This window comes from Aquitalea sp. FG25, assembly GCF_057809375.1.
The window spans coordinates 11825-36973 of sequence record NZ_JBMDJV010000035.1 but is presented as its reverse complement, the minus strand read 5'-3'; the positions used below and the strand labels follow the sequence as shown (position 1 = coordinate 36973).

Annotated in this window: 21 protein-coding genes; 11 read left to right on the top strand and 10 right to left on the bottom strand. The window is 59.4% G+C overall.

All coding sequences use genetic code 11. From position 1 onward, the window contains the following. Window positions 1-9: 9 nt before the first annotated feature. The 5 genes from ACODR9_RS22235 to nudB are packed head-to-tail and all read left to right on the top strand — an operon-like array spanning window position 10 to window position 4342. The gene (locus tag ACODR9_RS22235; protein ID WP_488812476.1) at window positions 10-1257 is read left to right on the top strand and encodes a lipoprotein-releasing ABC transporter permease subunit; all 1248 of its coding nucleotides are present in this window, start codon (window positions 10-12) and stop codon (window positions 1255-1257) included. Continuing rightward, entirely contained in the window at window positions 1250-1936 is a 687-nt protein-coding gene (gene lolD, locus ACODR9_RS22230) for a lipoprotein-releasing ABC transporter ATP-binding protein LolD (RefSeq protein ID WP_488812474.1), read from the top strand. Before ACODR9_RS22235 ends, lolD begins: the two co-directional genes overlap by 8 nt. Window positions 1937-1966: 30 nt before the next feature. Next, on the top strand, window positions 1967-3274 hold the full coding sequence (locus tag ACODR9_RS22225; RefSeq protein ID WP_488812472.1) for a mechanosensitive ion channel family protein: 1308 nt from the start codon (window positions 1967-1969) through the stop codon (window positions 3272-3274). Further along, the gene (locus tag ACODR9_RS22220; RefSeq protein ID WP_488812470.1) at window positions 3271-3906 is read left to right on the top strand and encodes a response regulator transcription factor; all 636 of its coding nucleotides are present in this window, start codon (window positions 3271-3273) and stop codon (window positions 3904-3906) included. Before ACODR9_RS22225 ends, ACODR9_RS22220 begins: the two co-directional genes overlap by 4 nt. Next, the gene (gene nudB / locus ACODR9_RS22215; protein ID WP_488812468.1) at window positions 3896-4342 is read left to right on the top strand and encodes a dihydroneopterin triphosphate diphosphatase; all 447 of its coding nucleotides are present in this window, start codon (window positions 3896-3898) and stop codon (window positions 4340-4342) included. Before ACODR9_RS22220 ends, nudB begins: the two co-directional genes overlap by 11 nt. A gap of 3 nt (window positions 4343-4345) precedes the next feature. Here nudB and chrA read toward each other — a convergent pair whose 3' ends face one another. Next, on the bottom strand, window positions 4346-5680 hold the full coding sequence (chrA, locus tag ACODR9_RS22210; RefSeq protein ID WP_488812466.1) for a chromate efflux transporter: 1335 nt from the start codon (window positions 5678-5680) through the stop codon (window positions 4346-4348). A gap of 143 nt (window positions 5681-5823) precedes the next feature. Here chrA and ACODR9_RS22205 point away from each other — a divergent pair, with 143 nt between their 5' ends. Further along, window positions 5824-6426: a phosphatase PAP2 family protein gene (locus ACODR9_RS22205; RefSeq protein ID WP_488812464.1), complete on the top strand. Its 603-nt coding sequence runs from the start codon at window positions 5824-5826 to the stop codon at window positions 6424-6426. Between the two features lie 66 nt (window positions 6427-6492). Here ACODR9_RS22205 and ACODR9_RS22200 read toward each other — a convergent pair whose 3' ends face one another. Further along, window positions 6493-7656 (bottom strand): HoxN/HupN/NixA family nickel/cobalt transporter, encoded by a 1164-nt coding sequence (locus ACODR9_RS22200; RefSeq protein WP_488812462.1) that lies wholly within the window; start codon window positions 7654-7656, stop codon window positions 6493-6495. A 74-nt stretch (window positions 7657-7730) separates the two neighbouring features. Here ACODR9_RS22200 and ACODR9_RS22195 point away from each other — a divergent pair, with 74 nt between their 5' ends. Beyond that, window positions 7731-8018: a metal/formaldehyde-sensitive transcriptional repressor gene (locus ACODR9_RS22195; RefSeq protein ID WP_488812460.1), complete on the top strand. Its 288-nt coding sequence runs from the start codon at window positions 7731-7733 to the stop codon at window positions 8016-8018. Between the two features lie 11 nt (window positions 8019-8029). Here the strand turns inward: ACODR9_RS22195 and ACODR9_RS22190 are convergent, their stop codons facing one another. Next, complete coding sequence (locus ACODR9_RS22190) at window positions 8030-10192, bottom strand: methyl-accepting chemotaxis protein (protein WP_488812458.1); 2163 nt, start codon at window positions 10190-10192, stop codon at window positions 8030-8032. 297 nt (window positions 10193-10489) lie between these two features. Here ACODR9_RS22190 and ACODR9_RS22185 point away from each other — a divergent pair, with 297 nt between their 5' ends. The 4 genes from ACODR9_RS22185 to ACODR9_RS22170 all read left to right on the top strand — a co-directional run bounded on the left by ACODR9_RS22185 (window position 10490) and on the right by ACODR9_RS22170 (window position 13926). Next, a complete protein-coding gene (locus ACODR9_RS22185) occupies window positions 10490-11236 on the top strand; it encodes an endonuclease/exonuclease/phosphatase family protein (protein WP_488812456.1) in 747 nt (248 codons plus the stop codon). Between the two features lie 349 nt (window positions 11237-11585). Next, on the top strand, window positions 11586-12323 hold the full coding sequence (locus ACODR9_RS22180; protein WP_488812454.1) for a methionine ABC transporter ATP-binding protein: 738 nt from the start codon (window positions 11586-11588) through the stop codon (window positions 12321-12323). Next, entirely contained in the window at window positions 12323-13009 is a 687-nt protein-coding gene (locus ACODR9_RS22175) for a methionine ABC transporter permease (RefSeq protein WP_488812452.1), read from the top strand. The genes ACODR9_RS22180 and ACODR9_RS22175 overlap by 1 nt, the downstream gene beginning before the upstream one ends. 107 nt (window positions 13010-13116) lie before the next feature. Next, window positions 13117-13926 (top strand): MetQ/NlpA family ABC transporter substrate-binding protein, encoded by an 810-nt coding sequence (locus ACODR9_RS22170; protein ID WP_488812450.1) that lies wholly within the window; start codon window positions 13117-13119, stop codon window positions 13924-13926. 137 nt (window positions 13927-14063) lie between these two features. On the opposite strand, the gene ACODR9_RS22165 is transcribed toward ACODR9_RS22170, so the two are convergent. The 7 genes from ACODR9_RS22165 to dnaE all read right to left on the bottom strand — a co-directional run bounded on the left by ACODR9_RS22165 (window position 14064) and on the right by dnaE (window position 24971). Next, window positions 14064-14483, bottom strand: coding sequence for a VOC family protein (locus ACODR9_RS22165; protein ID WP_488812448.1), 420 nt, complete (start codon window positions 14481-14483; stop codon window positions 14064-14066). A gap of 82 nt (window positions 14484-14565) precedes the next feature. After that, complete coding sequence (locus tag ACODR9_RS22160; protein ID WP_488812446.1) at window positions 14566-15231, bottom strand: HD domain-containing protein; 666 nt, start codon at window positions 15229-15231, stop codon at window positions 14566-14568. 88 nt (window positions 15232-15319) lie between these two features. Then, window positions 15320-16246 (bottom strand): pseudouridine-5'-phosphate glycosidase, encoded by a 927-nt coding sequence (locus tag ACODR9_RS22155; protein ID WP_488812444.1) that lies wholly within the window; start codon window positions 16244-16246, stop codon window positions 15320-15322. Then, window positions 16243-17346, bottom strand: coding sequence for a PfkB family carbohydrate kinase (locus tag ACODR9_RS22150; RefSeq protein ID WP_488812442.1), 1104 nt, complete (start codon window positions 17344-17346; stop codon window positions 16243-16245). The genes ACODR9_RS22155 and ACODR9_RS22150 overlap by 4 nt, the downstream gene beginning before the upstream one ends. A gap of 336 nt (window positions 17347-17682) precedes the next feature. After that, window positions 17683-19302 carry a methyl-accepting chemotaxis protein gene (locus ACODR9_RS22145; RefSeq protein ID WP_488812440.1) on the bottom strand — a complete coding sequence of 540 codons (1620 nt, stop codon included), beginning with the start codon at window positions 19300-19302 and terminating at the stop codon, window positions 17683-17685. A 247-nt stretch (window positions 19303-19549) separates the two neighbouring features. Next, window positions 19550-21334: an ABC transporter ATP-binding protein/permease gene (locus tag ACODR9_RS22140; protein WP_488812438.1), complete on the bottom strand. Its 1785-nt coding sequence runs from the start codon at window positions 21332-21334 to the stop codon at window positions 19550-19552. 202 nt (window positions 21335-21536) lie between these two features. After that, window positions 21537-24971: a DNA polymerase III subunit alpha gene (dnaE, locus tag ACODR9_RS22135; RefSeq protein ID WP_488812436.1), complete on the bottom strand. Its 3435-nt coding sequence runs from the start codon at window positions 24969-24971 to the stop codon at window positions 21537-21539. Between the last annotated feature and the right edge of the window lie 178 nt (window positions 24972-25149).

The window sequence follows — 25149 nt, the reverse complement described above, 5'->3', positions numbered from 1 at the left end:
CAAGTCGGCATGCAATGGCCATTTGAAGTCCTGATCGGACTGCGTTATCTGCGCGCCAAACGGCGCAATGGTTTTATCTCCTTCATTTCCCTGATTTCCATCGTTGGCATCGCACTGGGTGTGGCGGCTCTGATTATCGTGCTGTCGGTGATGAACGGTTTCCAGAAAGAAATCCGTGGCCGTATTCTCAGCGTGGCCTCGCATGTGGAAATCTCTGCTTTCGATGGCCGGCTGGCGCAATGGCAAAGCATGGCCAAGGTGGCAGAAGGCGATGCGCATGTGCTGGCAGCAGCGCCCTTCGTTAACGGCCAGGGCCTGTTTTCTGCCTATGGCAATGTGCGCGGCGGCATGGTGCGTGGCATTGAGCCTGCCCTGGAAGACAAGGTGGTGGATGTAGGCCAGCACATGCTGCAAGGCAAGCTGGAGGCGCTCAAGCCCGGCAGCTTTGGCATTGTGCTGGGCGTGGAACTGGCGCGGCAGCTGAATGTGGGGCTGGGTGACAAGGTGACGCTGTTTACCCCGGAAGGTACGGTAACACCGGCGGGGATGATTCCGCGCTACAAGCAGTTCACCGTCATCGGCATCTTCAAGGTGGACATGTTCGAATACGACGCCTCGCTGGCGATGATTCATCTGCAGGACGCGCAAGTACTGTCGCGCATGGGCGATCGCGTGAGCGGGGTGCGGCTGAAGCTGGACGACCCGATGCTGGCACCGCTGGTGAAGGCCAAGCTGCAGCAGGAGCTGGGGCAGCAGGCGCAGGTAAGCGACTGGACTGATACCAATGCCAATTACTTCCGCGCGGTGCAGATAGAAAAACGCATGATGACCATCATCCTCACCCTGATCGTGGCGGTGGCCGCCTTCAATCTGGTATCCACCCTGGTGATGGTGGTAACCGACAAGCAGGCGGATATCGCCATCTTGCGCACGCTGGGGGCTGCGCCATCCAGCATCATGAAAATCTTCATGATCCAGGGCTCTGTGGCCGGGGTCAGCGGCACGCTGGCCGGTGTGGTCGGCGGTGTGGTTGTAGCGCTTAATCTGGACGTGATTGTGCCGGTCATCGAAAAAATACTGGGCACCAAGCTGTTGTCCAGCGAGGTGTACATGATTGACTACCTGCCTTCCGATGTGCAGCTGGGCGATGTCAGCACCATTACCGTGATTGCCCTGCTGCTGGCCTTGCTGGCCACCATTTACCCCAGCTGGCGTGCTGCGCGTACCCAGCCGGCGGAGGCGCTGCGCTATGAGTAATGTGCTGAACTGCAGCAATCTGGGCAAAACCTATAGCGAAGGGCGGCTGAACCTGACCGTGCTGTCGGATGTGTCGCTGAGCGTGGACAAGGGTGAGCGGCTGGCCATTGTCGGTGCTTCCGGCTCGGGCAAGAGTACGCTGCTGCACCTGCTGGGCGGGCTGGATACACCCAGCCAGGGCAGTGTGGAAGTGCTGGGACGCAATCTGGCCCAGTTGTCCGAGGCCGAGCGCGGCCGCATGCGCAACCAGTCGCTGGGCTTTGTCTATCAGTTTCACCATCTGTTGCCGGAGTTCTCCGCGCTGGAAAACGTGATGATGCCGCTGCTGATCCGCCGCATGCCACGCAAGGAAGCCGAAGCGCGTGCCACCAGCATGCTGAGCCGCGTCGGCCTGGCCCCGCGCCTGCAGCACAAGCCCGGCGAGTTGTCCGGTGGCGAACGCCAGCGTGCCGCCATTGCACGGGCGCTGGTGACCGAACCGGCCTGCCTGCTGGCTGATGAACCCACTGGTAATCTGGATTACCAGACGGCCCGTCAGGTGTTTGATCTGATGCTGGAGTTGAACGAAGGACTGGGCACCAGCCTGATCATTGTCACGCACGATCTGGAACTGGCCGCCCGCGCACAGCGTACGCTGCGGTTGGTGGAAGGCCGCTTGCAGGATACGGCGCTGACCTGAGCGTCAGCCTGAACCATCAGGGAGAAGCGGATGCTGTTTGTTCGTGAAGAAATGAATTTTGATTCGGTGATGCAGTTGTTGCAGACCGGCCCCGGGCTGATGCAGTTGTTGCTTGGCATTCTGAGCTTGCTGCTGGGTGTTTTTGTTGCCCGCAGCACCTTCCAGCACTATTTCCGGCATCATCCCGAGCGCTATGAGCGCTTCATCCCCTATGCGGCTTTTCGCCTGGTGCTGCCCGCTGTCGCGCTGGGCTGTATGTTGCTCAGCATCCTGTGCTGGAACTGGCTACACCACAGCCGCCCGCATCTGCTGCCACTGTTTACTGCCATGCTGTTCTGGCTGGGGGTAATCCGGCTGTTTACCGCCGTCATGCGCCAGGCTCTGCCCCAAAGCAAGTTCGAGCGTCATTCCGAACACTTTATCGCCACCGTGTTGTGGCTGGGTTTTGTCAGCTGGGCCATTGGTTTTGACGATGTAATGCTGGACTGGCTGCAGTCGGTGTCCTTCAGCGTTGGTAAATCCCGGCTGGATCTGCTCACCATCCTCAATGCCATGTTGTGGGTATCCATCATCGTGGTGGTGGCCTTGTGGGTCAGCCGGGTGCTTGAGGCGCGGGTGATGGGTCTCAAGCACATGGATCTCTCCTTGCGCATTGTGTTTGCCAAGATGGCGCGCACCTTGCTTATCGTCCTGGCGGTGCTGATTGCCCTGCCGGTGGTGGGGATAGATCTGACCGTGCTGTCGGTATTTGGCGGTGCGCTGGGGGTGGGGCTGGGTTTTGGTCTGCAGAAGATCGCCAGCAACTACGTGTCCGGTTTCATCATCTTGCTGGACCGTTCCATTCGCATTGGCGACCGGCTGATCGTGGATAACCGTGTCGGCTACGTGACCCGCATCACCTCGCGCTATGTGGTACTGAAAAGTGCGGATGGCTCGGAAGCGCTGGTGCCAAACGACGCGCTGATCTCCAATACCGTGATCAACCAGTCCTATTCGGACAAGGCCATGTGGATCAGCCTGCCGATTCAGGTGGATTACGCTGCCGATCTGGATCAGGCGCTGGCAGTATTGCGGGAAGCCGCAGCCCATCCCCGCGTGCAGACCGACCCGGCACCGGCAGCCTTTGTTACTGCTTTTGCCGATAGCGGCATTAACCTGGAACTAGGTATCTGGGTGAAAGACCCGGAAAACGGTTTCATGGGCCTGCGTTCGGAAATCTACTTGATTATCTGGCGACGTTTCAAGGAACTCGGCATCGAGATTCCTTATCCGCAGCGGGATGTACGGATTGTCAGCGACGTGGCCGTGGCGCTGCCCGGCAAGGGAGAGCAGGCATGACAGGCAAAAAACTGGCAATCGTGGATGATGATGCCGCAGTCCGGCAGGCATTGATCTGGCTGCTGGATGGCCAGGGGTATCAGGTTTGCGGCTTTGACAGCGCCGAGGAATTTCTGGCCACCGGGCCGGATATCAGCTTCAACGGGCTGATTGTCGATCTGCGCATGTCCGGTATGTCCGGAATCATGCTGCTGGAGCGACTGGCTGACCTGGCCTATTGCCCACCGGCCATCATGCTGACGGCGCATGGCGATGTGCCGCATGCGGTGGCCGCCATCAAGCTGGGCGCGCTGGATTTCATGGAAAAGCCCTTTGACGATGAAGTGCTGCTGGCACGGGTGGAGAACATGCTGCAGCAGGACGAAGCCAACCGCGCCAGCCATGCCCGGCGTCAACGTGTGGGCGGCCTGCTGGCGCAATTGACCGAGCGCGAAAAAGAAGTGATGCAGCTGATTTTGCTGGGCAAGCTGAACAAGCAGATTGCAGAAGAGCTTTCCATCAGCATGAAGACCGTCGAGGTTCATCGTTCGCGCGTGTTTGAAAAAATGGGCGTCAAATCAGCGGTAGAGCTGGCAGGTCTGCTGGCCGCCAGTCAGGCTGACAATAGCGGGGGCCGCAACGATGGGCACTAAACAGCCGGTGTCGGTGCTGGTGTTGATTCATACGGCGACAGGTGAGGTGCTGCTGATTGAACGGGCTGACAAGCCCGGATACTGGCAATCCGTCACCGGTAGCCGCGAAGGCAGCGAGACCCTGCTGGAGACGGCGCGGCGTGAAGTACTGGAGGAAACCGGGCTGGATGCAGACCAGCATCTGCTGAGCGACTGGCAGCTGCATAACCGCTACGAAATCTACCCGCACTGGCGTCACCGTTACCCTGCTGGGGTGACACATAACGATGAGCACGTGTTTGGCTTGCAACTGCAACAGGTGCAGACGGTGCAACTGGCAGCTGGCGAGCACACCGCCCAGCAGTGGCTGCCATGGCATCAGGCAGCCGAGCTGGTGTTTTCCCCCTCCAATGCCGCCGCCATCCGCCTGCTACCCGCCCGCCTGGGGCTGGAATAGGCTTCAGGGCTGTAGCAGGTAGCCACACAGCGCTGCTACGGCCATCACCCTGATGATGCCCAGCTTATAGCGCAGCAAAGCCACTGCAGTAGCGGCGGCTATCAGCAAGGCCAGCCAGTCCGGCCCCGCCTGCCAGCCATGCGGCCAGAGCGCCTGCCAGCCAAAAAACAGCGCCAGATTGGCAATCACCCCCACCACTGCCGCCGTGATGGCGGTCAGCGGCGCGGTGAGCGCCTGACTGCCATGGCTGCGTTCAATCAGCGGCCCACCGGCCAGAATGAACAGAAACGAGGGCAGAAAGGTAAACCAGGTTACCAGCGTGGCGGCCAGGCTGCCGGCCAGTCCAGGGGGCAGATTGCCCACATGCTGGTAGCCCCCGACAAAGCCGACAAAGGCCACCACCATGATGAGCGGACCCGGTGTGGTTTCACCCAGTGCCAGGCCGTCCATCATCTGCCCGGCACTCAGCCAGCCGTAATGCGCGACGGCACCCTGATACACATAGGGCAGAACCGCATAGGCACCGCCAAATGTCAGCAGCGCTGCCTTGGTAAAAAACCAGCCCATCTGGGTGAAAGGGTGCTGCCAGCCCAGCAGGCCATAGAGCAGCAGCATGGGCGCAAGCCATAGCCCACTGCCTGCCAGGATGATACGCAGCAGGCTGCTGCGGCTGAAACGGGCATGGGCAGGTGTTGGGGTGTCATCGTCGATCAGGGCCGGGCCGTAATATTGCCCCGCATTGCCGTGGCTGCCTTTTGCCATGGCAAACAATGCCGGCCAGCGACGGTTGACCAGATAGCCCGCCAGCGCGGCGGACAGGATGATCAGCGGAAAGGGCAGGTGCAGTATCGACAAGCCCAGAAAAGCAGCCAGCGCCAGCAGCCACAAGGCGCGGTTTTTCAGTGCCCGCTGGCCTATGCGCAAAGCGGCCTGCAGCACGATGGCAACAATGGCCGGTTTGAGCCCATAAAACACGCCTGCCAGCAAAGGCAGGTGGCCAAAGGCCAGATAGATCCACGACAGGCCGATCAGAATGAGTAGTGAGGGCAGCACAAACAGGCTGCCGGCGATGATTCCTCCCATACTGCGGTGCATCAGCCAGCCGATGTAGGTAGCCAGTTGTTGTGCTTCCGGCCCCGGCAGCAGCATGCAGTAGTTCAATGCGTGCAGGAAGCGGCGTTCGGAAATCCAGCGCCGTTTTTCCACCAACTCCTGATGCAGGATGGCAATCTGCCCGGCCGGGCCGCCAAAACTGATAAAGCCCAGCTTCAGCCAGAAGGAGAAAGCCTGGCGCAGGCTGATGGGGGCTGGCGGCTGCTGTTCTGAGGCTTGGTGCATGTGGGTCCCGGCGGATGGTGGAGGGGCTGGCTGGATTGTCTGCAATTTAACCGGCAATGACAAACTTCGTCACAAAACAGGCAAGGACAGTCAGTCGACAGTGCCGTTACAATCCGTTTTTCTCTTTATGTAACCAAACTGTCATGTCTGCACTGGAAAGCATCAATCAGGCCTGTTTCCTGCTCGTCAACGCAACGCCGGCGTCTTCGGCATTGATGATCAAGCTGGCCATCTTTTTTGCCAAATACCTGATCCTGCTGATTCCGGTCATGCTGTTGCTGATGTGGTTATGGGGTGATGCAACCCAACGCGAGCGCGCGCTCAAGGTGTTGAGCAGTGTTGCACTTGCCTTGCTGTGTAACCTGCTGATCGGTGCCCTGTGGGATCACCCGCGTCCCTTCGCCATCGGCCTGGGTTATCGCTTTATCGATCATGTGGCCGATCCGTCCTTTCCCAGCGACCACACAACCATTTTTGCCACCACCGCCTTTGCCTTCTGGCTGGCTGGCAAGTCAGGGCTGGGGCAACTGCTGCTGGGGCTGGCCGTACTGGTTGGGCTGTCGCGGATTTATCTGGGCGTGCACTGGCCGCTGGATATTCTTGGTGGCATCGTGCTGTCGCTGCCCTACAGTTGGCTGCTGCACAAAACCTGGCCATCGTTTGGTTCACGCCTGTTTGCCGTACTAAATCGCAGCTATCGCTGCCTGCTGGCCAAGCCGATTGCTCGTGGCTGGCTCAAGGCCTGAGTCGCTGTCAGCACTGCATGAAAAAACGAGGCCTAAGCCTCGTTTTTTTTGGTGTGGCTGTGCTGGTCAGACCACCAACTGTCGCCATCCTTGCACCATCATGACCAGTGCAATCACCACCATCAGCAGGCTGGACAGATAGGGCAGGCGTCGTGCCACGCCGTCCAGCCAGCCCATTTTCTGGCCCAGCTTTTGGGCTCCCCAGGCCGCAATCACCCCGACACTGACCAGCGAGATTGCCAAGCCCAGGCTGAAAGAAGCCACCATGGTGGCACCCAGTGCCACCCGCTTCAACTGCAGGCACAGCAGCAGGATGGTGACCGAGGCCGGACAGGGCATCAGGCCGCCAGTGAGGCCGAACAGGGCAATCTGGCCGGTGCTGACCGGCTGGCCGGCAAAGCGGCGGGCAATTTCATCGGCATGGGCTTTTTCATGGGCATCCTGATAGACCGATTCCGGTTGACTTTGCTGTGACAACTGGCGGCCTGTCGTCATGGCTGGTCGCATGGCTGCCGTCATGTTGCCTTGCTGGCGGTAGCGCTGCGCAGCCGGCGCGCCGATACGGACGGCAAAACGGTGGCTGTGATCGCCATGCTGCATGTCCAGCGTGGCATCAAACCGATGTGGTTCCGCCACCGTGCTGGCTGATTGCAGATAATCTCCCTGCGGTTGCAGTACATGGGTTTCTTCACTGCCATCATCGCGCCGCAGCTGCAGGACATAGCGCACATCGGCAGCAGGCCGTTGCGGTCGCATGCGCGGGGAGTAGCTGTAAAGGCGGAAGTGCGCCTGTGTGCTGGCGTCCAGCAGCAACTCCACCACGCCATGCCCGGTATTGATAACCTTGCCGCCATGCGGAGCCTGTTGCCAGGCGCGGGCTGCCAGATTGTCCAGCCGTGTGCGCCAGAGCATCCAGGCGGCGATGCCCAGTACGATCAGGCCGGAGAGCAGCAGCAACCATGGCTCGGCCTGCTCCACCAGCAGTTGGTTGCCAAAGTGCAGGGCGGCAGCAGCCAGCAGCCATACCACCAGCGAATGGGACAAGGCCGCGCACAGGCCCAGCAGCACGGCCTGGGCGATGCTGCCTCGGATGGCGATGATGAAGGATGCCATCAGGGTTTTGGAATGCCCGGGTTCCAGCCCGTGCAAAGCCCCCAGGATGATGGCGCTGGGAATGAATAGCCACAGGTTGCTGGAACCTTGCTGTATCAGTTGGATAAGAGGTGGCATGATGTCGGATTAACAATAAGTATTGCCTGGCAATATACTCTACCCCAGTATATTTTGAGAAAGAAAATTGCAGCATGGGACATACCGTCAAAGGGAAAAAGCCATTACTGGCGCGGGTAAGACGCATCAAAGGGCAGGCTGCTGCCATTGAGCGCGCGCTGGAAGAAGGGGAGGAGTGCATGGCGGTGCTGCAGCAGATTGCCGCCATCCGTGGTGCTGTTAACGGGCTGATGGCCGAGGTACTGGAAGGGCATTTGCGCGAACACCTGCTGCTGGATGATGCCGCCGTACCGGCACAGGACCCGGCGCGGCAGCAGGAGGTGGATCAGGTGATGCGCATCGTGCGTTCTTATCTCAAGTAGGGGATTTGCTGCTAGGCAGGTTGTCTTGTGCTGCTGCCACTTACCTGGAAGCGGCCCGCCAGTTCACCCAGCATGCCAATGGTGTGGCGGGTATGATCCACGCAGTCCGACAGGCTTTGCTGTGCCACATGCATGGTAGCTGCCACCGTGCCGATTTCCGCCGTGGCGCTGGCATGTTCCAGCCCGCTATGCGTCAGCTGCGTAATGGTGTCCAGCAAGCTGTGCACAATGTGCTGTACCTCGATATTTTCCCCGGCAGAGGCTTCTGCCAGCTGCAAGCCCTGTTCCAAGTGGCTCATGCCGCTTTGCATGGACTCCACCGCCTCTGCTGCCTGATGCTGCACGCGCTGTATCATGCGATCGATTTCCAGTGTGGACTGGCTGGTTCGTTCTGCCAGTTTGCGTACTTCATCCGCCACCACGGTGAAGCCACGCCCGCTCTCCCCGGCGCGGGCGGCTTCAATGGCGGCATTCAGCGCCAGCAGATTGGTTTGCTTGGCAATGTCCTGAATCAGGCTCACAACCTGTTCGATCTCGCGAGTGCTGTCACTGAGCTGGGCGATGGTCTGGGCGGAGCGTCCCACGGTTTCACGAATGCCCAGTGTGCTTTGGTTTACCGTATCCAGCTGTTGGCGTGCCAGTTGGCGCTGCTGCTGCATGGCCTGCTGCATGCCGCTGGCGTTGTGGTTGGCCTGATCCAGTACTTGCTGTTGCTGGCCCAGGCCGTCCCGGGTTCGGTCCGCCGTACTTAGCACCTGGCTGGCTGCCGTTACCGTGGCCGCATTGTGCTCGGCCATGTCACGGTTGCGCTGCTGCAGGGACTGGCTTAGCCGCACCAGCTGCCCTAGCGTGCGGTCGAACTGGTCGATCAGGCTGTTGACCCACTGTGCCATCACACCGGTTTCATCTGCCGTCAGCTGCTTGCGCTCCACACGCAAGGTAAGGTTGCCATCGCCCTCGGCAATATTGCGCACCATGCCGCTGATGCCGCGCAGACGTTGTGCCAGTGGCCGGGTGAAGCCCTGGCGGTACAGCAGCGCACCGGCCAGCAAAAGCAGGCTGCCGATTACCAGCTGCACTGCCGGGCTGGGTGCCAGCAGGCTTTGCGCCGCATAGCCCAGGCCCAGCAGCCCGGCCTGTATGCTGACAAATCCCTTCAGCAGATGCTGGCTGACCGAGCGGTAACGGTAAACCTCGGCCAGATCGGCCTCGCACATGATGCCCCATACGTCTGGTGAGCCTGGCAGCTGAAAGCGTATGCCCTTGCCAATGACGGGGATGTGGCGGTAGTCGGCATAACCCGGATAGGTGACAAACAGGTTTTCACCGTGGCGGATGGTTTCGCGCACACCGGGGTGCAAATTGCCGGTGGCGGGGTCGTTGAAGATCAGCTCCAGCTCGGTATGTTGCTGTACCCGCACCACGCCGTAGGCTGTCTTGATGCCATCTTTCAGATTATCGCCACCGCTGAAGGTGCGGTCTTCGAAACGCGAGCGCGACAGGGCCGTGCCCGGCGCAATGGCAGGGTCAAAGCGTGCTTCCACCATAAACAGATAGTTATCGCCAGACTCATGAAAAATATGTCCGGCCTCGCGCTGGATAAGGTCGCCAAGCACATCGTTAGGCAGGCGCGCACACAGGCAGGCATCATGTTGCCCGGGCAGGCGCACCGGCAGCATGAACAGCAGGGTGACTGCATCATGAAAAGTGGAACTGCGCGGCCCCAATTGCAAGGTACGGGCATCGCGATAAGGGCCAAGCAGAAAGCGCTGCTTGCCTGCATGGGGCAGTGCGGCGGCATTCGGGCCGGACATGCCTTGCACCTGGCCATGGCTGCTGGCCAGCATCTGGTTGTTCTGCTGCAGGATGAACAGTTCGGTAAAGTCGCTCAGGGTATCCAGCTGGCGTGCCAGTTCGGCTTGCCATTGTGTGCTGTTGCAGGCTGACAGTCGCAGCGCGATGCCTTCAAGTTGCTGCCATTGCTGTTCTGCCCATTGCTGCAGGATCTGGACGCGCAACCGGGCAAAATTGTCAAAAACGCTTTCCAGCGCCTGATAGCGATCCCGGTTGTAAAAACAGGCCAGACGCATGGCCAGTTTTCCGCTGCTGCCCGTCCAGGGCAGCCAGCGTTTCTCTTCCGGGCTTAAGGCCATGCGATGACTAGTCAGATTCACTACAGCACTCCTGCGGTAATTGAAAGACGTGGCAACGACTTGCCAGTGTCGTATCTAGCAGATTGCATGCCTGATTTCGCCATCATTTAACAGAAAATAACTGCTAATACGGCTATTTGTAAGCAATTGCATACAATGTTCTTTATGCAGTGCGTAATTGTGGTGCGAAAATTCCATGCTGGTGCATGGCTGCATCTGATTGGTGCAAATCAATCCTTACTTGCCACGCGTCAAAATCTGATATTTTCTTGAGTTACTGACTGGCGCGATACCCCCTGCTTGCGCTATGGATATTCCATGAAGCCGCTGAACATCACCACCTACAACATCCACAAGGGCATGTCTCCGCTAAACCGGCATTTGCGGGTCAACGAGATTGCCCATGCGCTGGAAGCCCTTGCGCCTGATTTACTGTTTCTGCAGGAGGTGCAAGGCAAGAACCTGCTGCGCTCCTTGCGGCATGAGGGCTGGCCCATTCTGCCGCAGCATCACTATCTGGCGCGGCGACTGGATCACAAGGTGGTATATGGCCTGAACGCGGCCTATGAACATGGGCATCATGGCAATGCGGTACTGTCGCGTTACCCCATCATTGAGTGGTGCAACCGCGATATTTCGGTCAACCGTTTTGAAAGCCGGGGGGTATTGCACTGCATGATGCTGCCCAAGGGCTGGAGCCAGCCGGTTGCTGCGCTGTGTGCCCACCTTAACCTGCTGGCGCGTGACCGCCGCAAGCAATATGCCAATCTGGTGCACTACATCCGGGAGGCCATTGCACCGGATGTACCCATTATCCTGGCCGGTGATTTCAATGACTGGCAGGGCGAGGCGTCTGAGTGTCTGCGTGAGGCCGGCTTGCAGGAGGTTTTCCTGCAGCATCGTGGCCGGCACGTGCCAAGCTTTCCCGCCCGCTTGCCGGTATTGCCGCTGGACCGTATCTATGTGCGCGGTCTGCGCGTGGTGAGCGCCGAGGTATTGCATGGTCGGCCATGGTCGCGTTTATCCGACCACCTGCCGCTGACGGCAGCGCTGCTGCCGGACTAGCCTGCTTGGGGTGTGGGAGTGTTCGATATGAAACATCAGTATTTGTCGATTGATAAAACCATGCTGAAATCCTGATAATTCAGAGTGAAACTTGCTGTTTTACTGCATTTTTTGCAGCTTACTGGCAGGATTGCTGCGTATGGCTTGACGTAATACGAAAATTGATGTTCAATATCAAAAATTAATCGCCGATTTGACACAGCTTGCGGGCGTAAAACAGCTAAAGCGTGGGTAAGCAGACCCCGTATTGATTCAGTTTCTGCTTATATAATCTTGATCGCTTTCAAAGATTCCATGCATACAGCCCGCCGCAGCCATTGGCGGGCTTTGTGCATTCTGGAGTGTTTGAATGATTCATCTGCAAAATATCAGCAAGCGTTTCCGCCGTCCTGATGGTGGCTGGTTTGACGCTGTCTGCGATACCTCGCTGTCCATCGCCCCGGGCGAAGTGTTCGGCCTGATCGGTTTTTCCGGTGCGGGCAAATCCACCCTGCTGCGTCTGATCAATCTGCTGGAGCGTCCCGACAGTGGCGCTGTCATTGTGGCCGGGCAGGACCTAACCGCCATGGACGCACGGGCATTGCGCCGTGCTCGCCAGCAATTGGGCATGGTGTTCCAGCAGTTCAATCTGATGGCCAACCGCACCGTGGCCGACAATATCGCCTTTCCACTGGAAATCGCTGGCTGGTCCAAGGCGGATATTGCCAGCCGCGTGATGGAGTGTCTGGACATTGTCGGCCTGGCCGACCGTGCCGGGCATTACCCGGCCCAGCTATCCGGCGGACAGAAACAGCGCGTGGGCATTGCCCGGGCGCTGGCACCACGCCCCAAGGTCATTCTGGCTGATGAGCCGACATCGGCGCTGGACCCCAAAACCACCCAGTCCATTCTGGACTGCCTGAAGGACATCAATCTGCGCTTTGGCGTAACCGTAGTCATCGTTACCCATGAAATGCATGTGGTGCGCTCCATCTGCCATCGTGCTGCCGTACTGGATGCGGGCAAGGTGGTGGAAGTGGTGGAGGTGAGTGCGGGCGTGGTGGATGCTCGTTCCGATCTGGCTCGTTCCCTGCTGGAGACTGCGTAATGGAAGAACTGACTTTTGCCACGGCGTTGGCCGATTTGTCCGGCATGGCGCCGGAAATCTGGCAGGCCTGTTGCGAAACTGCCTTGATGCTGGCCGTGGGGCTGGTGGCGGCTATTGTGCTGGGCGGCCCGCTGGGGGTATTGCTGTATCTGTCGCAGCCGGGTCAGTTGTTTGCCAACCGCCTGATCAACGGCGTACTGGGCTGGACGGTAAATCTGGTGCGCTCCTTCCCCTTCATCATCCTGATGGTGTCGCTGGTGCCGCTTACCCGTCTGTTGGTGGGCAGTACGATCGGCCCGGTTGCTGCTGCTGTTCCCTTGTCAATTGCCGCGATTCCCTATTTTGCCCGGCTGGTGGAGCAGACGCTGCGCGAAATTCCGCGTGGTGTGGTGGAGGCTGCCGAAGCAATGGGGGCCAGCCCCTGGCAAATCATTTGCAAGGTGCTGCTCAATGAAGCGCGCGCCGGGCTGATTTCCAGCCTCACCATTCTCACCATCAGTTTCCTGAGTTATTCCGCCGTAGCCGGTGTGGTGGGCGGTGGTGGCATCGGCGATCTGGCCATCCGCTATGGCTATTACCGTTTCCAGACCGATGTGATGGTTGCCATGGTGCTGCTGCTGGTGGTGATCGTGCAGATCATCCAGTTTGTCGGCAACCGCTTGGCGGCGCGTCTGGACAAGCGTTAAACCCGATACCCAGACCGGGCGGCACTGTCAGCCCGGCATCAGCGGCCAGATGGCAATGCATGCAGCATGTGGCCGGTTTCCCTTACCTGATATTGCAAGGAGTTTTCATGCGTAGATATGTCATCAAGGCGCTGGCCGCCTCATTGCTGTCGCTGGCCGTTGCCAGCCCGGTTCTGGCGGCAGACCCGGCCAAGAAGCAAATCGTGATCGGCACCACCGTGGGTGACTTTGGCGACATGGTCAAGCTGTCGGTCAAGCCCATCCTGGAGAAGCAGGGTTATACGGTCAAACTGGTGGAGTTTACCGATTATGTCCGTCCCAATCTGGCACTGCAGGAAGGTGCGCTGGATGTGAACGTGTTCCAGCACAAGCCTTATCTGGATAGTTTTGCCAAGGAACACAAGCTGCAGTTGAAAGAAGTGTTCCAAGTGCCGACTGCCCCGCTGGGCATTTATCCGGGCAAGCTGAAATCGCTCAAGGATGTGAAAGAGGGCAGCACCATTTCCGCGCCGAACGATCCGTCCAATTTTGCCCGCGCACTGGTGATGCTGAGCGATCTGGGCTGGGTCAAACTCAAGCCGGGCGTGAATCCGCTGACTGCATCCGAGCGTGATATTGCTGTCAATGTGAAGAAGCTGAAGATTGTCCAGCTGGAAGCGGCCCAGCTGCCGCGTTCGCGCAGCGACGTGGATTTTGCCGTGATCAATGGCAACTATGCCACCAGCTCCGGCATCAAGCTGACCGAAGCCATCTTCCAGGAAAAGAGCTACGCCTACATCAATTGGGGTGTGGTGCGCGCTGCCGATGCGGGTAAGCCGTGGGCGCGTGACGTGATTGCCGCTTACAACAGCAAGGCATTCAGCGACTGGGCGAAAAAGAAATACGCGGGTTACAAGTTCCCGCAAGGCTGGAAGTAACGCTGCCGAAGTTTGCAAGCCGGACTGCCCAAGCGGGCCGTGCGCAGTTTTCTTGTAACACTCCTGGCTACAAGACTTGAGCGGAGGGCAATGCCCTCCGTTTTTTTATGGCCAGCTCAGATGCGGGCATGACGGGTTTATTCGCACACGGTGAAGGGCGCCTTGTGTTCCAGCAGGCCGGGCTTGTCTGCGCTTGCCGGTGTGGCATCTACCACGGCATGGACCGGGTTGCCATCCGGGTCCAGCAGGGTGCAGCGCTTGTTGTCATCGCCAAGAACCAGGCTGGGGGCGGGGCGGCCACCGGCGGCCAGGCCTGCGGCAACAAAGCCGGTCAGCAGCTGCGGGCTTGCGGCGCGGAATACCAGATGAACATGGCTGCGCTGTTCCGGCTTGCCGGCAGTCACCAGTAGTTCATCGGCGCGGAAGTAGTCGGCACCTTCTGCACTCAGGGGGCGGCCCAGCTCATGCAGGATGGCCTGGTAAAAGCGTTTGCTGGCAGCAAGGTCTGCCACCACCACGTGGACCTGTTCCAGCAGACGTGCGTTGTGATAGTGCATGGGACATCTCCTCTATTATTGACAGCTTTTGTCCCATCATACGCCGCAGGCGCAAGGTTTGCCCATCCGGTGAAGTACGGCCTCAGCGCGCCAGCCACTCCTCGACAAACTGCTGGCGGAAGGCATGCAAGCGTGCCAGCCGCTCAACGGCCATGGCGCGGCCTGCCTCGGTTTGCATCATGCCGGGGAGTTTTTCCAGTTTTACTGCGATGTGATCGAGCGCGTATTCACGATCATCCAGTGTTCGACCTTCCCCCAGCGGCTTGTCCGGATGCGCCAGTTGCCGACCCATGCGGCCGGAGGTGTAAAACATGCGCGCCAGGCCAATGGCGCCCAGCGCATCCATGCGGTCGGCGTCCTGCACGATGCGCGCTTCGTCAGTTTGCGGGGTGATATTGGCGGAAAAACTGTGCGCCTCGATGGCATGGGCCACCGCAGCCAGCTTGTCGGCCGGGAAGCCAGCATCCGCCAGCAGCTGACTGGCCTTGGCGGCCGCCAGCCGGGAGGCTTGCGCCCGATCCGGGTGATTTTTCGGCAGATTGACCAGATCGTGCAGATAGCAGGCCGCCAGTACCACCAGGGCATCAGTGTGCGGGTGATGCGGCAGGATCTGCCGCGCAGCCGCCCATACCCGGTGAAAGTGCGACAGATCATGGGCACCGTCGGCATCCGGGTCCTGTTGTTGCAATAGTCCGATCAGCTGCTGTTGCCAGTGTTGCAATTGCGGGGTGAGGTCAAGCGGTGACATGGCGGCATTCCAAAGGGTGGGGCGAGGATTACACCGCTGCTGTCGGCATGCGTCAACCATGCCGACAGCAGGGCGTTGGCAGCTGTGATCAGGCCGTCAGGCGACAGTAGTCCTGCGCAATGGCTGCCGCCAGGCGCGCATTATTGAGCACCAGCTGGATATTGGAGGCCAGGCTATTGCCGCCGGTCAGCTCGCACACCCGTGCCAGCAGGAAGGGAGTGGACTCCTTGCCGCTGATCCCCTGGTCGCTGGCTTCTTGCAGCGCTTGCTCGATGGCAGCATCGATCTTGTCCGACGGCATCGCGTATTCCGCAGGAATGGGGTTGGCCACCACCATGCCGCCCTTCAGATCCAGTGCCCATTTGGCATGCATGACTGCTGCAATGTCGGTGGGGTGATCCAGGCGGTAGTCCACATTGAAGGCACTTTCGCGGGTGAAGAAGGCGGGCAGGGTGGCGGTCTGGTAGCCAATTACCGGCACGCCGTGGGTTTCCAGATATTCCAGCGTCAGGCCCAGGTGCAGAATCGACTTGGCCCCGGCACACACTACGGTGACTGGTGTCTGGGCCAGTTCTTGCAGATCTGCCGAGATGTCGAAGCTTGTTTCAGCACCGCGATGTACACCGCCAATGCCGCCGGTGGCAAACACCCGGATGCCGGCCATGGCGGCGATGATCATGGTGGAAGCCACGGTGGTGGCGCCGGTCTGGCGAGCGGCCACGATGAAAGGCAGGTCGCGACGGCTGACCTTGACCACTTCGCGGCCACGCTTGCCCAGCAGTTCGATTTCATCTGCCGTGAGGCCTGCCTTGAGGCGGCCATCAATGATGGCGATGGTGGCCGGTACGGCACCATGGGCGCGTACTTCGGCTTCTACCTGCAGGGCGGTGGCAACGTTCTGCGGGTAGGGCATGCCATGCGAAATGATGGTGGATTCCAGTGCAACGACCGCTTGGCCAGCGGCCAGTGCGGCGGCGACTTCCGGGTGAATATCAAGATGGCTGTATTGCTTCATGATTGCTCCGCGTGTTGCAGGGTAGTGCACATGTGCTGGACTGCTGCCAGCGACAGTGTTGGGTTGTTGGTGGCGGCGCAGCCCAGCGTCAGCGCCGCGCAGGCCTGGGCAAACCGCACGCTCTCGTCCAGCGCTTGCTGTTGCAGCCAGCCCCAGGCAAGGCCTGCCATCAGGGCGTCGCCTGCTCCGGTGGTGTTGATGATTTCCACAGCGGGAGCCGGACTCCAGCCCTGCGCTGTGCTGCTGCTGTAATACACGCCGTCTCCGGCCAGGCTGAGGATCAGCTGTACTACGCCCTGCTGATGGAACCAGTCTGCCACGGCGGGGGCATGGCTGGCCTGATCCAGCGGCAGGCCGGACAGAGCGGTGGCTTCCAGTCGATTGGGTTTCAGGGTGTGGATCTGACCCAGCCAGGGGCGGATACGTTCGGCCTTGAAGGCCGATACCGTGTCGATGAATACCGGCGTATCGCCTGCCTCGGCAAATACCCAGGCCAGCGCCTCTGGCGACAGATTGGCATCGGCCACGATCAGTCCGGCGTGGCGTAGCAGTTCGCGTTGCGGGGCGAGACGGGCGGCGTCCAGCCGCGACAGGATTTCCATGTCGTTGATGGCGATGGCCATATCGCCATCCGGGCCGTGGAGGGACAGGTAGGTGGAGGTGGCGGCATCCGGCAACAGCAGCACCGGGCGCACATCCACCCCGGCGCGCTGGGTGGATTCCAGCAGGGCGCGGCCATACAGATCATCTCCCACCGCGCTGATCAGGCGGCAGTCCGCCCCCAGTCTGGCCAGATTCTCGGCAATATTGCGTGCCACGCCGCCGGGTGAGCAGCTGACGCGCCCCGGATTGGAGTCTCCCTGGCGCAGGCTATTGCCGGTGCTGCCACGGATATCCATATTGGCTCCGCCCAGGAGTACCACGTAAGGCGTGTCGGCCAGAATGTAGCCCTTGCCCAGGATATGGCCTTTTTGCATCAGCTTCATGATGTGGCCGGCCACCGCCGAGCGGCTGATGCCCAGCTGGTCTGCCAGATCCTGCTGGGGAATCAGCGGGTTCTGACGTAGCCATTGCAGAATTTCCTGTTCGCGTTCGGTCATTAAACTTATGTTTGTGTTAATAACATTTGTTTATGATAGTGATTCGGTCCGCCTCAGGTCAAGTACTGAGGGTAGGCCCCTGTGATCAGCGCGGCTAACAAGAGCGCAGCCCCCCTGCGGCAAGCAGGCACAACAGCCCAACTAAGTCTTTGTCAGCGGCTCTTGGCGACTATAAATAAGGTACTGCCCAGGCGGCGACTGGCCCGGGCAGACTTTCACTCACGCGGTGAATCCCCGTCCGGCATCCGGGCGGGTTTCTTTTTTGTCCGCATGGTCAGCCGCAAAAAAAATGCCGCCAGTTTCGACACTGGCGGCCACGACTGCAAGGAAAGCGGTTTACAGACGGTACTGTTGCAAGGTGCTGATCTGGTGGCGGGCCAGTTCGTCCAGATGGCGTGCACTGCTGGCCGCTTCCTGGGCTGCCGAGGACGCTTCTTCCGTCATCTGGGCAATCTGTTCTACCTGTACCGCAATATTGTTGGTGGCTTTGCCCTGTTCCTTGATGGCATCGGAAATCTCGCTGACCATGTGCACGGTGTTGCCGGTGGCATCGCCAATCTGCTTGATGGCACCATCGGCGTGATCCGCTCGCTGCACGCCGTTGCGCACCAGCTCTTCGGCTGATTGCATCTGTTCGGTGGCCTGGCGTGAACGGTCGCGCATGGCATTGATGGTGGAGGAAATTTCCTGGGTGGAGCTGCTGGTGCGTTCGGCCAGCTTGCGTACCTCGTCAGCCACCACGGCAAAGCCGCGTCCCATTTCCCCTGCGCGTGCGGCCTCAATGGCAGCATTGAGTGCCAGCAGATTGGTTTGATCGGCAATATCCTTGATGACGCCCACCACGGTGTCCACCTGGGCGCTGTAGGAGTCCAGCTCGCGAATGCTGTTGGCGGCGCTGTCTACGGCGCTGGAAATGTCGCGGATGTCATTGATGGTCTGGCTGATGGTGGTGGAGCCCTGATGCGCCAGTGTGCCCGCACTGTGTGCCAGATCGCGTGATTCTTCGGCACGGGTGGCAACATGGTTGACGCTGACAGTCATCTGCTCGATGGTGGCGGCCATATTGGCCGACGACGATGATTGCGCATCGGCAGCAGCGGCCACCTGGGTGGCGGTTTGCGACAGGTCTTCCGAGGCGGCGGCTACCGAGCGGGCACCTTCCAGAATGGATTTCAGATTGGTCTGCAAGCCGCCCAGCAGATTATTGAAGGCTATGGCGGTATGGCCGATTTCATCCTGACGGATGACCGGAGCGCGCTGGGTGAAGTCCAGCGACTGGCTGACCTGCTGCATGGTGTGCTGGATGGAGGACAGGCCCCGGCTGATGGTGCGGAACAGGGTGACACCCATGAACAGCACCAGCATGGTCACAACACCAATCACGACAGCGGTCTGCAAAATGGCGCTGTTGTAATCTGCCTTGTTGGTTTCCAGCGTGTCAAAGGCCAGCTTGAGGTTGTACTCGGTATGAGCATTCAAGGCCTTGCGCAAATCCGCACCGGTGGTATTCAAGGGACCATCACGCAGCATGGCATCGGCCAGATCGTCCTTGCCGCTGTTGGACATAGAAAAAAACTTGCTGCGTTCGGCCCGATAGGCGGCCAGCTTGGCTTTGTCATCCTGCAGTAGCTGGCGGTCGTGATCGTCAGTGATCAGGTTTTTCTCGTAGTCATTGAGCAGGTCTTCCAGCTTTTTGTCGGCTTCGCCGGAGATAGCTTCTGCGGCCGCTTTTTCACCAGTGGTATGCGATACCGAATGTTTGATGATGGCACTGCGGATATCCATGAAGGCATACACCATGCCGTTCAGGTCGCGCACGCTGGGGGCCAGGTTGGAGACGGTATTTTCAAAGCGGTTACTGGCCTGCTTTTGTTGATAAGCACCAAAGCCGCCCACCAGCAACAGGGCGAGCAGGGCAATGGTCAGGGTCAGGATGAGGCGACGGATGATGGTCATGAGTGCTTTCCTTGCAAGTGTTGATTTTGTTGTTATTTGTCAATGGTATATAGCGTTGCTACGTAAATATACCTATAGCAGCCCGCCATGACATTTGCAGAAAAGTTTTGAATTTTTTGATGATTATGTAGTTTTGCTTCAAACAGAAAAACATGGCTTCTGATTTCAGCGGCAGAAGCGGAAAAATGGGCAAAAAAAGACCGCAGCGGTGTTAACCGTGCGGTCAGATGACTGAGGTCAGGCCGATTTATGCCGACACTATTTCCCAGCGGCCCTGGCCGAGAATATGCAGTTGCTGCTGATGATATTGCAGCAGGCTGCTGCGGTGGCCGACGCTCACCAGCGTGGTATCCGGCAATTGCTGGCGCAGCAGGCGGTACATGGCGTCTTCCAGTCCTTCGTCCAGCGCTGAGCTGGCTTCATCCAGAAAGGCAATGTCCGGTTTGTTCAGCAACAGGCGGCCAAAGGCCAGGCGCTGCTGTTCGCCCAGTGACAGCGTCTGACTCCAGTCTCGCTCCTCATCCAGCCGCGCCTGCAGCTGGCCCAATTGCACCGCCTGCAATGCCTGTATGGCCTCCTGGCTGTTGCCTGCAGGCGGCGTGGCCGGGTAGTACAGCGTATCACGCAGGCTGCCGCCGGGCAGGTAGGGCTTTTGTGACAGAAACATCAGACCGTGATCTGGCCGGACGATATGGCCACGACTGTAGGGCCACAGCCCGGCCAGGCTGCGCAGCAGGGTGGTTTTGCCGGAGCCGGAGCGGCCACGGATCAGCAGCGCACTGCCGCTTTGGATATCCAGGTTCACATTCTCCAGCAGGCAGTCACCGTTGGGACTATGCAGGCTGAACTGTTCCAGTGCCAGCCGTTTGCCATCAGGCCGCATGTCGGGCCGGGGCAGGGCTGCGGCTTCCTGCATGGAATCGCAATAACCGGATAAACGATTAAGCACCGCGCGATAACCGGCAAAGTCATCGTAGGCATTGCGGAAGAAGGACAGGTTGTCGTGCAGGGTGCCAAACGCCTGCGCAGTTTGCATCAGGTCGCCCAGGGTAATCTGCTTGGAGAAAAAACGATGCGCCTGCACGATCAGCGGAAACACCACGGCGGTCTGGCTGACAATCAGGTTGAAACCCTGAAACTTCAGCGACCGGAACACGATGCGCCAGTTGTTGTGGATGATCTGGCCAAAGCGGCTGCGCAGCAGCATGCCTTCCACTTTTTCCCCGGCATAAAAAGCAATGCTTTCTGCATACTCCAGCAGCCGTACCAGCAGGTAACGATAGTTGGCGTTGTATTGCTCGTTCAGGAAGTTCAAGCGCACCAAGGGGCGGCCGATTTTCACCGCCAGTACTGTGGCAATCAGCACATAGACAAATACGGCAAACACCATGGCACGCGGAATATCCACGCCCAGCAGGTGCAGCGGGCCGGACAGATTCCACAGGATCAGCGTGTAAGCCAGGGTGGAAACCAGCGAACTGACCACGCCCATCGACAAGCCGAGTGAACTGCTGACAAAGCTGCTGACATCCTGCTGGATACGCTGGTCGGGGTTGTCGCTGTGTTGTGGCAGATATTGCAGGCGGTAGAACGCGTCGTTCTGCAGCAGCTTTTGCAGCAATTGCTCGTTCAGCCAGGCACGCCAGTGGATGGAAAAGCTCTGGTTGACGTAAAAGCTGAACAGGCTGCGCAGCACATGCAGGCTGGCCAGAATGCAGAAGATGCGGACAAAGCTCCAGAACAGGTTTTCATTCAGTTGCTGCAAGGAGGTATACAGCCCGTTGCTCCAGTTGGACAGCACCACATCCAGCCGCACGCCGGCCAGGGTCAGCAGCAGGATCAGCGCAATGGCCAGCAGTGGTTTGGCACTGCGCCGCAGGCTGAAGTAGCCGCCACTGAGTTGCCAGAATTGCCGGCCCCAGCTGGTCAGCCTGGTCAGGCTCCAGATGGCAATGACAAACAGCAGGCAGGTGATGCCGTAGGCCTTGGCTACCCAGACCAGGCTGGTTCCCAGTTCCTGATTCCAGTCCATGTATTCCCTTTGATGCAATCAGACATGCCGTGTGCTGGCAGATGACCGGCACACGGCATGCGTGGATGGTGAGAGCTTGCCCGGAGGGCAGCAGCACAGCTTACGATGCCGCTGGCGGGCTGCCAAACCCAGAGAGACCATCAATGATGAACAATTGTTTCCAGCCTGCCGCTGGGGCAGACGGCGGCGGCACAGCTGGTGTTTACCACAGCACCTTGACCGCGTTTTCCCCCAGCCAGTCCTGCAAGGCCAGCAGCAGGCTGTCATCCAGCCGTACCGCCCAGCCTTGCGACAGGGCGATATCGGCCCGTGCTTGCGGATTGCTGTAGCTGATGCGCACCAGGCCGCCGTTTTCTTCGTCACGGTAGGGGGTAAGCAGGGTTTTCAGCCGGTTGACATCGGCATTGCCATTCATCTGCAAGGACAGGCCACGGGCAAAGATGCTGCGGGCTTCGCCCAGATCGTAAATCCGGTCTGCCATGATGCGCAGGCCGCCGGAGAAGGCATCTTCCATCACCTTGCCTTGTACCACCAGCACGATGTCTTCCTTCAGCCGGTTACGGTTGGTTTCATAGCTGTCACCAAACAGGCTGATTTCGCGTTTGCTGCTGCCATCGTCCAGTTCAACAAAGGCCATCTTGCCGCGATTGCCCATCTTGACGCGGATGCCGGTGACAAAACCGGCCAGCAGCTGCGGCTCCTTGCGCGGGGTCAGGCGCGACAAGGTGGTCTTGATGAAAGCACGAACTTCCTGGGCATAGGCCGAGAACGGGTGGCCGGACAGGTAGTAGCCGATGGCAACTTTCTCTTCCGCCAGCTTGACGGCATCGCTCCATGGCCGGGTGGCCACCATTTCCACCGCCGGAGCCACGTCGTCGCCAAACATGTCGAACAAGCCGCCCTGATTGGCATTGGCATGGGCCTGATCGGCCGCTTCCATCGCCAGGCCGACATTGGCAAACAGCAGGGCGCGGTTGGGCTCGATGCTGTCAAAGGCACCGGCGCGGATCAGCGCTTCGATCACCCGCTTGTTCACCAGCTTCTTATCGGTGCGCTGGCAGAAATCAAACAGGCTGGTGTAGGGGCCGCTGGCTTCCCGTACGGCCACGATATGGTCAACGGCAGATTCGCCACTGCCCTTGATGGCACCCAGTGCATAGCGGATTTCCTGCCGGCTGACCGGCACAAAGCGGTAGAAGCTGTGATTGACGTCCGGCGGCAAAAAGCGCAGGCCGTTTTTGGCGTCGGTGGCGTCGTCGTAGAACACCTTGAGCTGGTCGGTATTGTCCAGTTCGGTGGACATGGTGGCCGCCATATAGGCAGCGCAGTGATGGGCCTTCAGCCAGGCGGTGTGATAAGCCACCAGCGCATAGGCCGCCGCGTGCGATTTGTTGAAGCCGTAGCCAGCAAACTTCTCCATGTAGTCGAAGATTTCGTTGGCCTTGGATTCGGGAATCTCCTGCTTGGCCGCGCCCTCGACGAACATGGCGCGCTGCGCCACCATCTCCTCCACCTTCTTTTTACCCATGGCGCGACGTAGCAAGTCGGCCCCGCCCAGCGAGTAGCCGCCAATCACCTGGGCGGACTGCATCACCTGCTCCTGATACACCATGATGCCGTAGGTGGGGGCCAGTACCGGCTCCAACAGCGGATGCAGGTATTCGAACTTGGCCCCGTGCATACGCTGGATGAAGTCGGGAATCAGGTCCATCGGACCCGGACGGTACAGCGCCACGAAGGCGATAATTTCTTCGAACTTGCTGGGCTTGGCTTCCACCAGCATTTTTTTCATGCCGGAGGATTCAAACTGGAATACGCCAGTGGTGTTGGCGCTGGCAAAAATCTTGTAAGCGTCGGCGTCATCCAGCGGCAGGTGGGCAACGTCCACGTCCTCGTTGCTGACCTGCTTGATGTAGCGTTGGGCCAGTTCGATGATGGTGAGGTTACGCAAGCCCAGGAAGTCGAACTTCACCAGGCCGATTTGCTCCACATCGTCCTTGTCGAACTGCGATACCGGCGAGGCACCATCGGCACTGGCAATGTACAGCGGGCAGAAGTCGGTTAGCCGGCCCGGCGCAATCAGCACGCCACCAGCGTGCATGCCGATGCCACGGGTGAGGTCTTCCAGCTTCATCGCCAGTTCGATCAGCTCATTCGCCCCTTCGGACTCGATCACCTCACCAATCTGCGGCTCCACTTCCATGGCCTTTTCCAGACCCAGCGGCTTGTTGGCCTCCAGTGGAATCAGCTTGGACAGCCTATCGCACAGGCCGAAGGGTAGGTCCAGCACCCGGCCTACGTCGCGGATGACCGATTTGGACGACATGGTGCCGAAGGTGGCAATCTGGCTGACGGCTTCTTCGCCGTATTTCTGCCGGGTGTATTCGATTACACGCCAGCGGTTTTCCTGGCAGAAGTCCACGTCGAAGTCGGGCATGGACACCCGTTCCGGATTGAGGAAACGCTCGAACAGCAAGGCGTAACGCAGCGGGTCCAGGTCGGTAATGCTCAGGCTGTAAGCCACCAGCGAACCGGCACCGGAACCCCGGCCCGGCCCCACCGGGCAGCCATTGCCCTTACCCCACTGGATAAAGTCCGCCACGATGAGGAAGTAACCGGGAAAGCCCATCTGGATGATGGTGTCGCACTCAAACTTCAGCCGGGCATCGTATTCCGGGCGGCGCGCTTCGCGCTCGGCCGGGTCGGGAAACAGCTGCTCCAGCCGCACTTCCAGTCCGCGCTTGGCCTCGTACACCAGGAAGTCGTCCAGCGTCATGCCTTCCGGTGTGGGGAACAGCGGCAGGTAGTTTTTGCCCAGCACCACCGAGATATTGCAGCGCTTGGCTATTTCCACCGTGTTTTCCAGCGCTTCCGGAATATCGGCAAAGCGTTCCAGCATCTGCTCGGTAGTCAGGAAATACTGGCATTCGGAGAAGTTGCGCGGGCGGCGTTTGTCGCCCAGCGTATAGCCCTCGGCAATGCAAACCCGTGCTTCGTGGGCCTTGAAATCGTCCGGGTCCAGAAACTGGATCGGGTGGGTGGCCACCACCGGCAGGCTGGTTTCACCCGCCAGCCACAGCGTGGCCTGTACCACGCTTTCCACCTGGGCATTGTCCACGCGCTGGATTTCCAGATAAAAGCTGCCGGGAAACAGGCTCTCCCAGTATTGCGCGCGACGCATGGCTTCTTCGCGCTGGCCCATGGCCAGTGCCACCCCGACATCGCCCATATGTGCCCCGGACAGGCACAGCAGATTGCTGTTGTCGCCACTTTCCAGCCAGGCGCGCTTGATTTCGGCACGGCCACGGTACTGGTTGTGGGTGAAGGCCTGGGTCAGCAGTTCGCATAGCCTGCGGTAACCCTCACGGTTTTTCACCGTCAGCATCAGGCGGGTGGGCTTGTCGCGGTCTTCTTCGTTTTCCAGCCAGATATCAGCCGAGACGATGGGCTTGATACCCTTGTTGCGGCAGGCCTTGTAAAACTTGACCATGCCGAACAGATTCATCAGGTCCGACATGCCCATGGCAGGCATATTGTCCTTCTGCGCACGCTTTACTGCGTCGTCGAGGCGGACAATACCATCGGTGATGGAAAACTCCGAGTGGAGGCGAAGATGGATAAAGCGGGGTGCGTTCATGCCGGCATTTTACCGGCAGCGCGGCATCTGTACCATGTGTGCGGCAAGATAATTCAACCCTGAAAGCCGCTGGCGGGTTTGCTAACAAGCTTGACGTCTTGGTGGTTTATCCACTGCGCTGACCGCAATGTGTTTGATCCTGGCCATTGCACCTTTTCTTGTGCTGCGTTGCAGCATT

What these genes read in the sequence shown, in the direction of transcription:
- ACODR9_RS22235 (WP_488812476.1), top strand. Translation starts at nt 10, where the DNA reads ATGCAATGGCCATTTGAAGTCCTGATCGGACTGCGTTATCTGCGCGCC.
- lolD (WP_488812474.1), top strand. Translation starts at nt 1,250, where the DNA reads ATGAGTAATGTGCTGAACTGCAGCAATCTGGGCAAAACCTATAGCGAA.
- ACODR9_RS22225 (WP_488812472.1), top strand. Translation starts at nt 1,967, where the DNA reads ATGCTGTTTGTTCGTGAAGAAATGAATTTTGATTCGGTGATGCAGTTG.
- ACODR9_RS22220 (WP_488812470.1), top strand. Translation starts at nt 3,271, where the DNA reads ATGACAGGCAAAAAACTGGCAATCGTGGATGATGATGCCGCAGTCCGG.
- nudB (WP_488812468.1), top strand. Translation starts at nt 3,896, where the DNA reads ATGGGCACTAAACAGCCGGTGTCGGTGCTGGTGTTGATTCATACGGCG.
- chrA (WP_488812466.1), bottom strand. Translation starts at nt 5,680, where the DNA reads ATGCACCAAGCCTCAGAACAGCAGCCGCCAGCCCCCATCAGCCTGCGC.
- ACODR9_RS22205 (WP_488812464.1), top strand. Translation starts at nt 5,824, where the DNA reads ATGTCTGCACTGGAAAGCATCAATCAGGCCTGTTTCCTGCTCGTCAAC.
- ACODR9_RS22200 (WP_488812462.1), bottom strand. Translation starts at nt 7,656, where the DNA reads ATGCCACCTCTTATCCAACTGATACAGCAAGGTTCCAGCAACCTGTGG.
- ACODR9_RS22195 (WP_488812460.1), top strand. Translation starts at nt 7,731, where the DNA reads ATGGGACATACCGTCAAAGGGAAAAAGCCATTACTGGCGCGGGTAAGA.
- ACODR9_RS22185 (WP_488812456.1), top strand. Translation starts at nt 10,490, where the DNA reads ATGAAGCCGCTGAACATCACCACCTACAACATCCACAAGGGCATGTCT.
- ACODR9_RS22180 (WP_488812454.1), top strand. Translation starts at nt 11,586, where the DNA reads ATGATTCATCTGCAAAATATCAGCAAGCGTTTCCGCCGTCCTGATGGT.
- ACODR9_RS22175 (WP_488812452.1), top strand. Translation starts at nt 12,323, where the DNA reads ATGGAAGAACTGACTTTTGCCACGGCGTTGGCCGATTTGTCCGGCATG.
- ACODR9_RS22170 (WP_488812450.1), top strand. Translation starts at nt 13,117, where the DNA reads ATGCGTAGATATGTCATCAAGGCGCTGGCCGCCTCATTGCTGTCGCTG.
- ACODR9_RS22165 (WP_488812448.1), bottom strand. Translation starts at nt 14,483, where the DNA reads ATGCACTATCACAACGCACGTCTGCTGGAACAGGTCCACGTGGTGGTG.
- ACODR9_RS22160 (WP_488812446.1), bottom strand. Translation starts at nt 15,231, where the DNA reads ATGTCACCGCTTGACCTCACCCCGCAATTGCAACACTGGCAACAGCAG.
- ACODR9_RS22155 (WP_488812444.1), bottom strand. Translation starts at nt 16,246, where the DNA reads ATGAAGCAATACAGCCATCTTGATATTCACCCGGAAGTCGCCGCCGCA.
- ACODR9_RS22150 (WP_488812442.1), bottom strand. Translation starts at nt 17,346, where the DNA reads ATGACCGAACGCGAACAGGAAATTCTGCAATGGCTACGTCAGAACCCG.
- ACODR9_RS22145 (WP_488812440.1), bottom strand. Translation starts at nt 19,302, where the DNA reads ATGACCATCATCCGTCGCCTCATCCTGACCCTGACCATTGCCCTGCTC.
- ACODR9_RS22140 (WP_488812438.1), bottom strand. Translation starts at nt 21,334, where the DNA reads ATGGACTGGAATCAGGAACTGGGAACCAGCCTGGTCTGGGTAGCCAAG.
- dnaE (WP_488812436.1), bottom strand. Translation starts at nt 24,971, where the DNA reads ATGAACGCACCCCGCTTTATCCATCTTCGCCTCCACTCGGAGTTTTCC.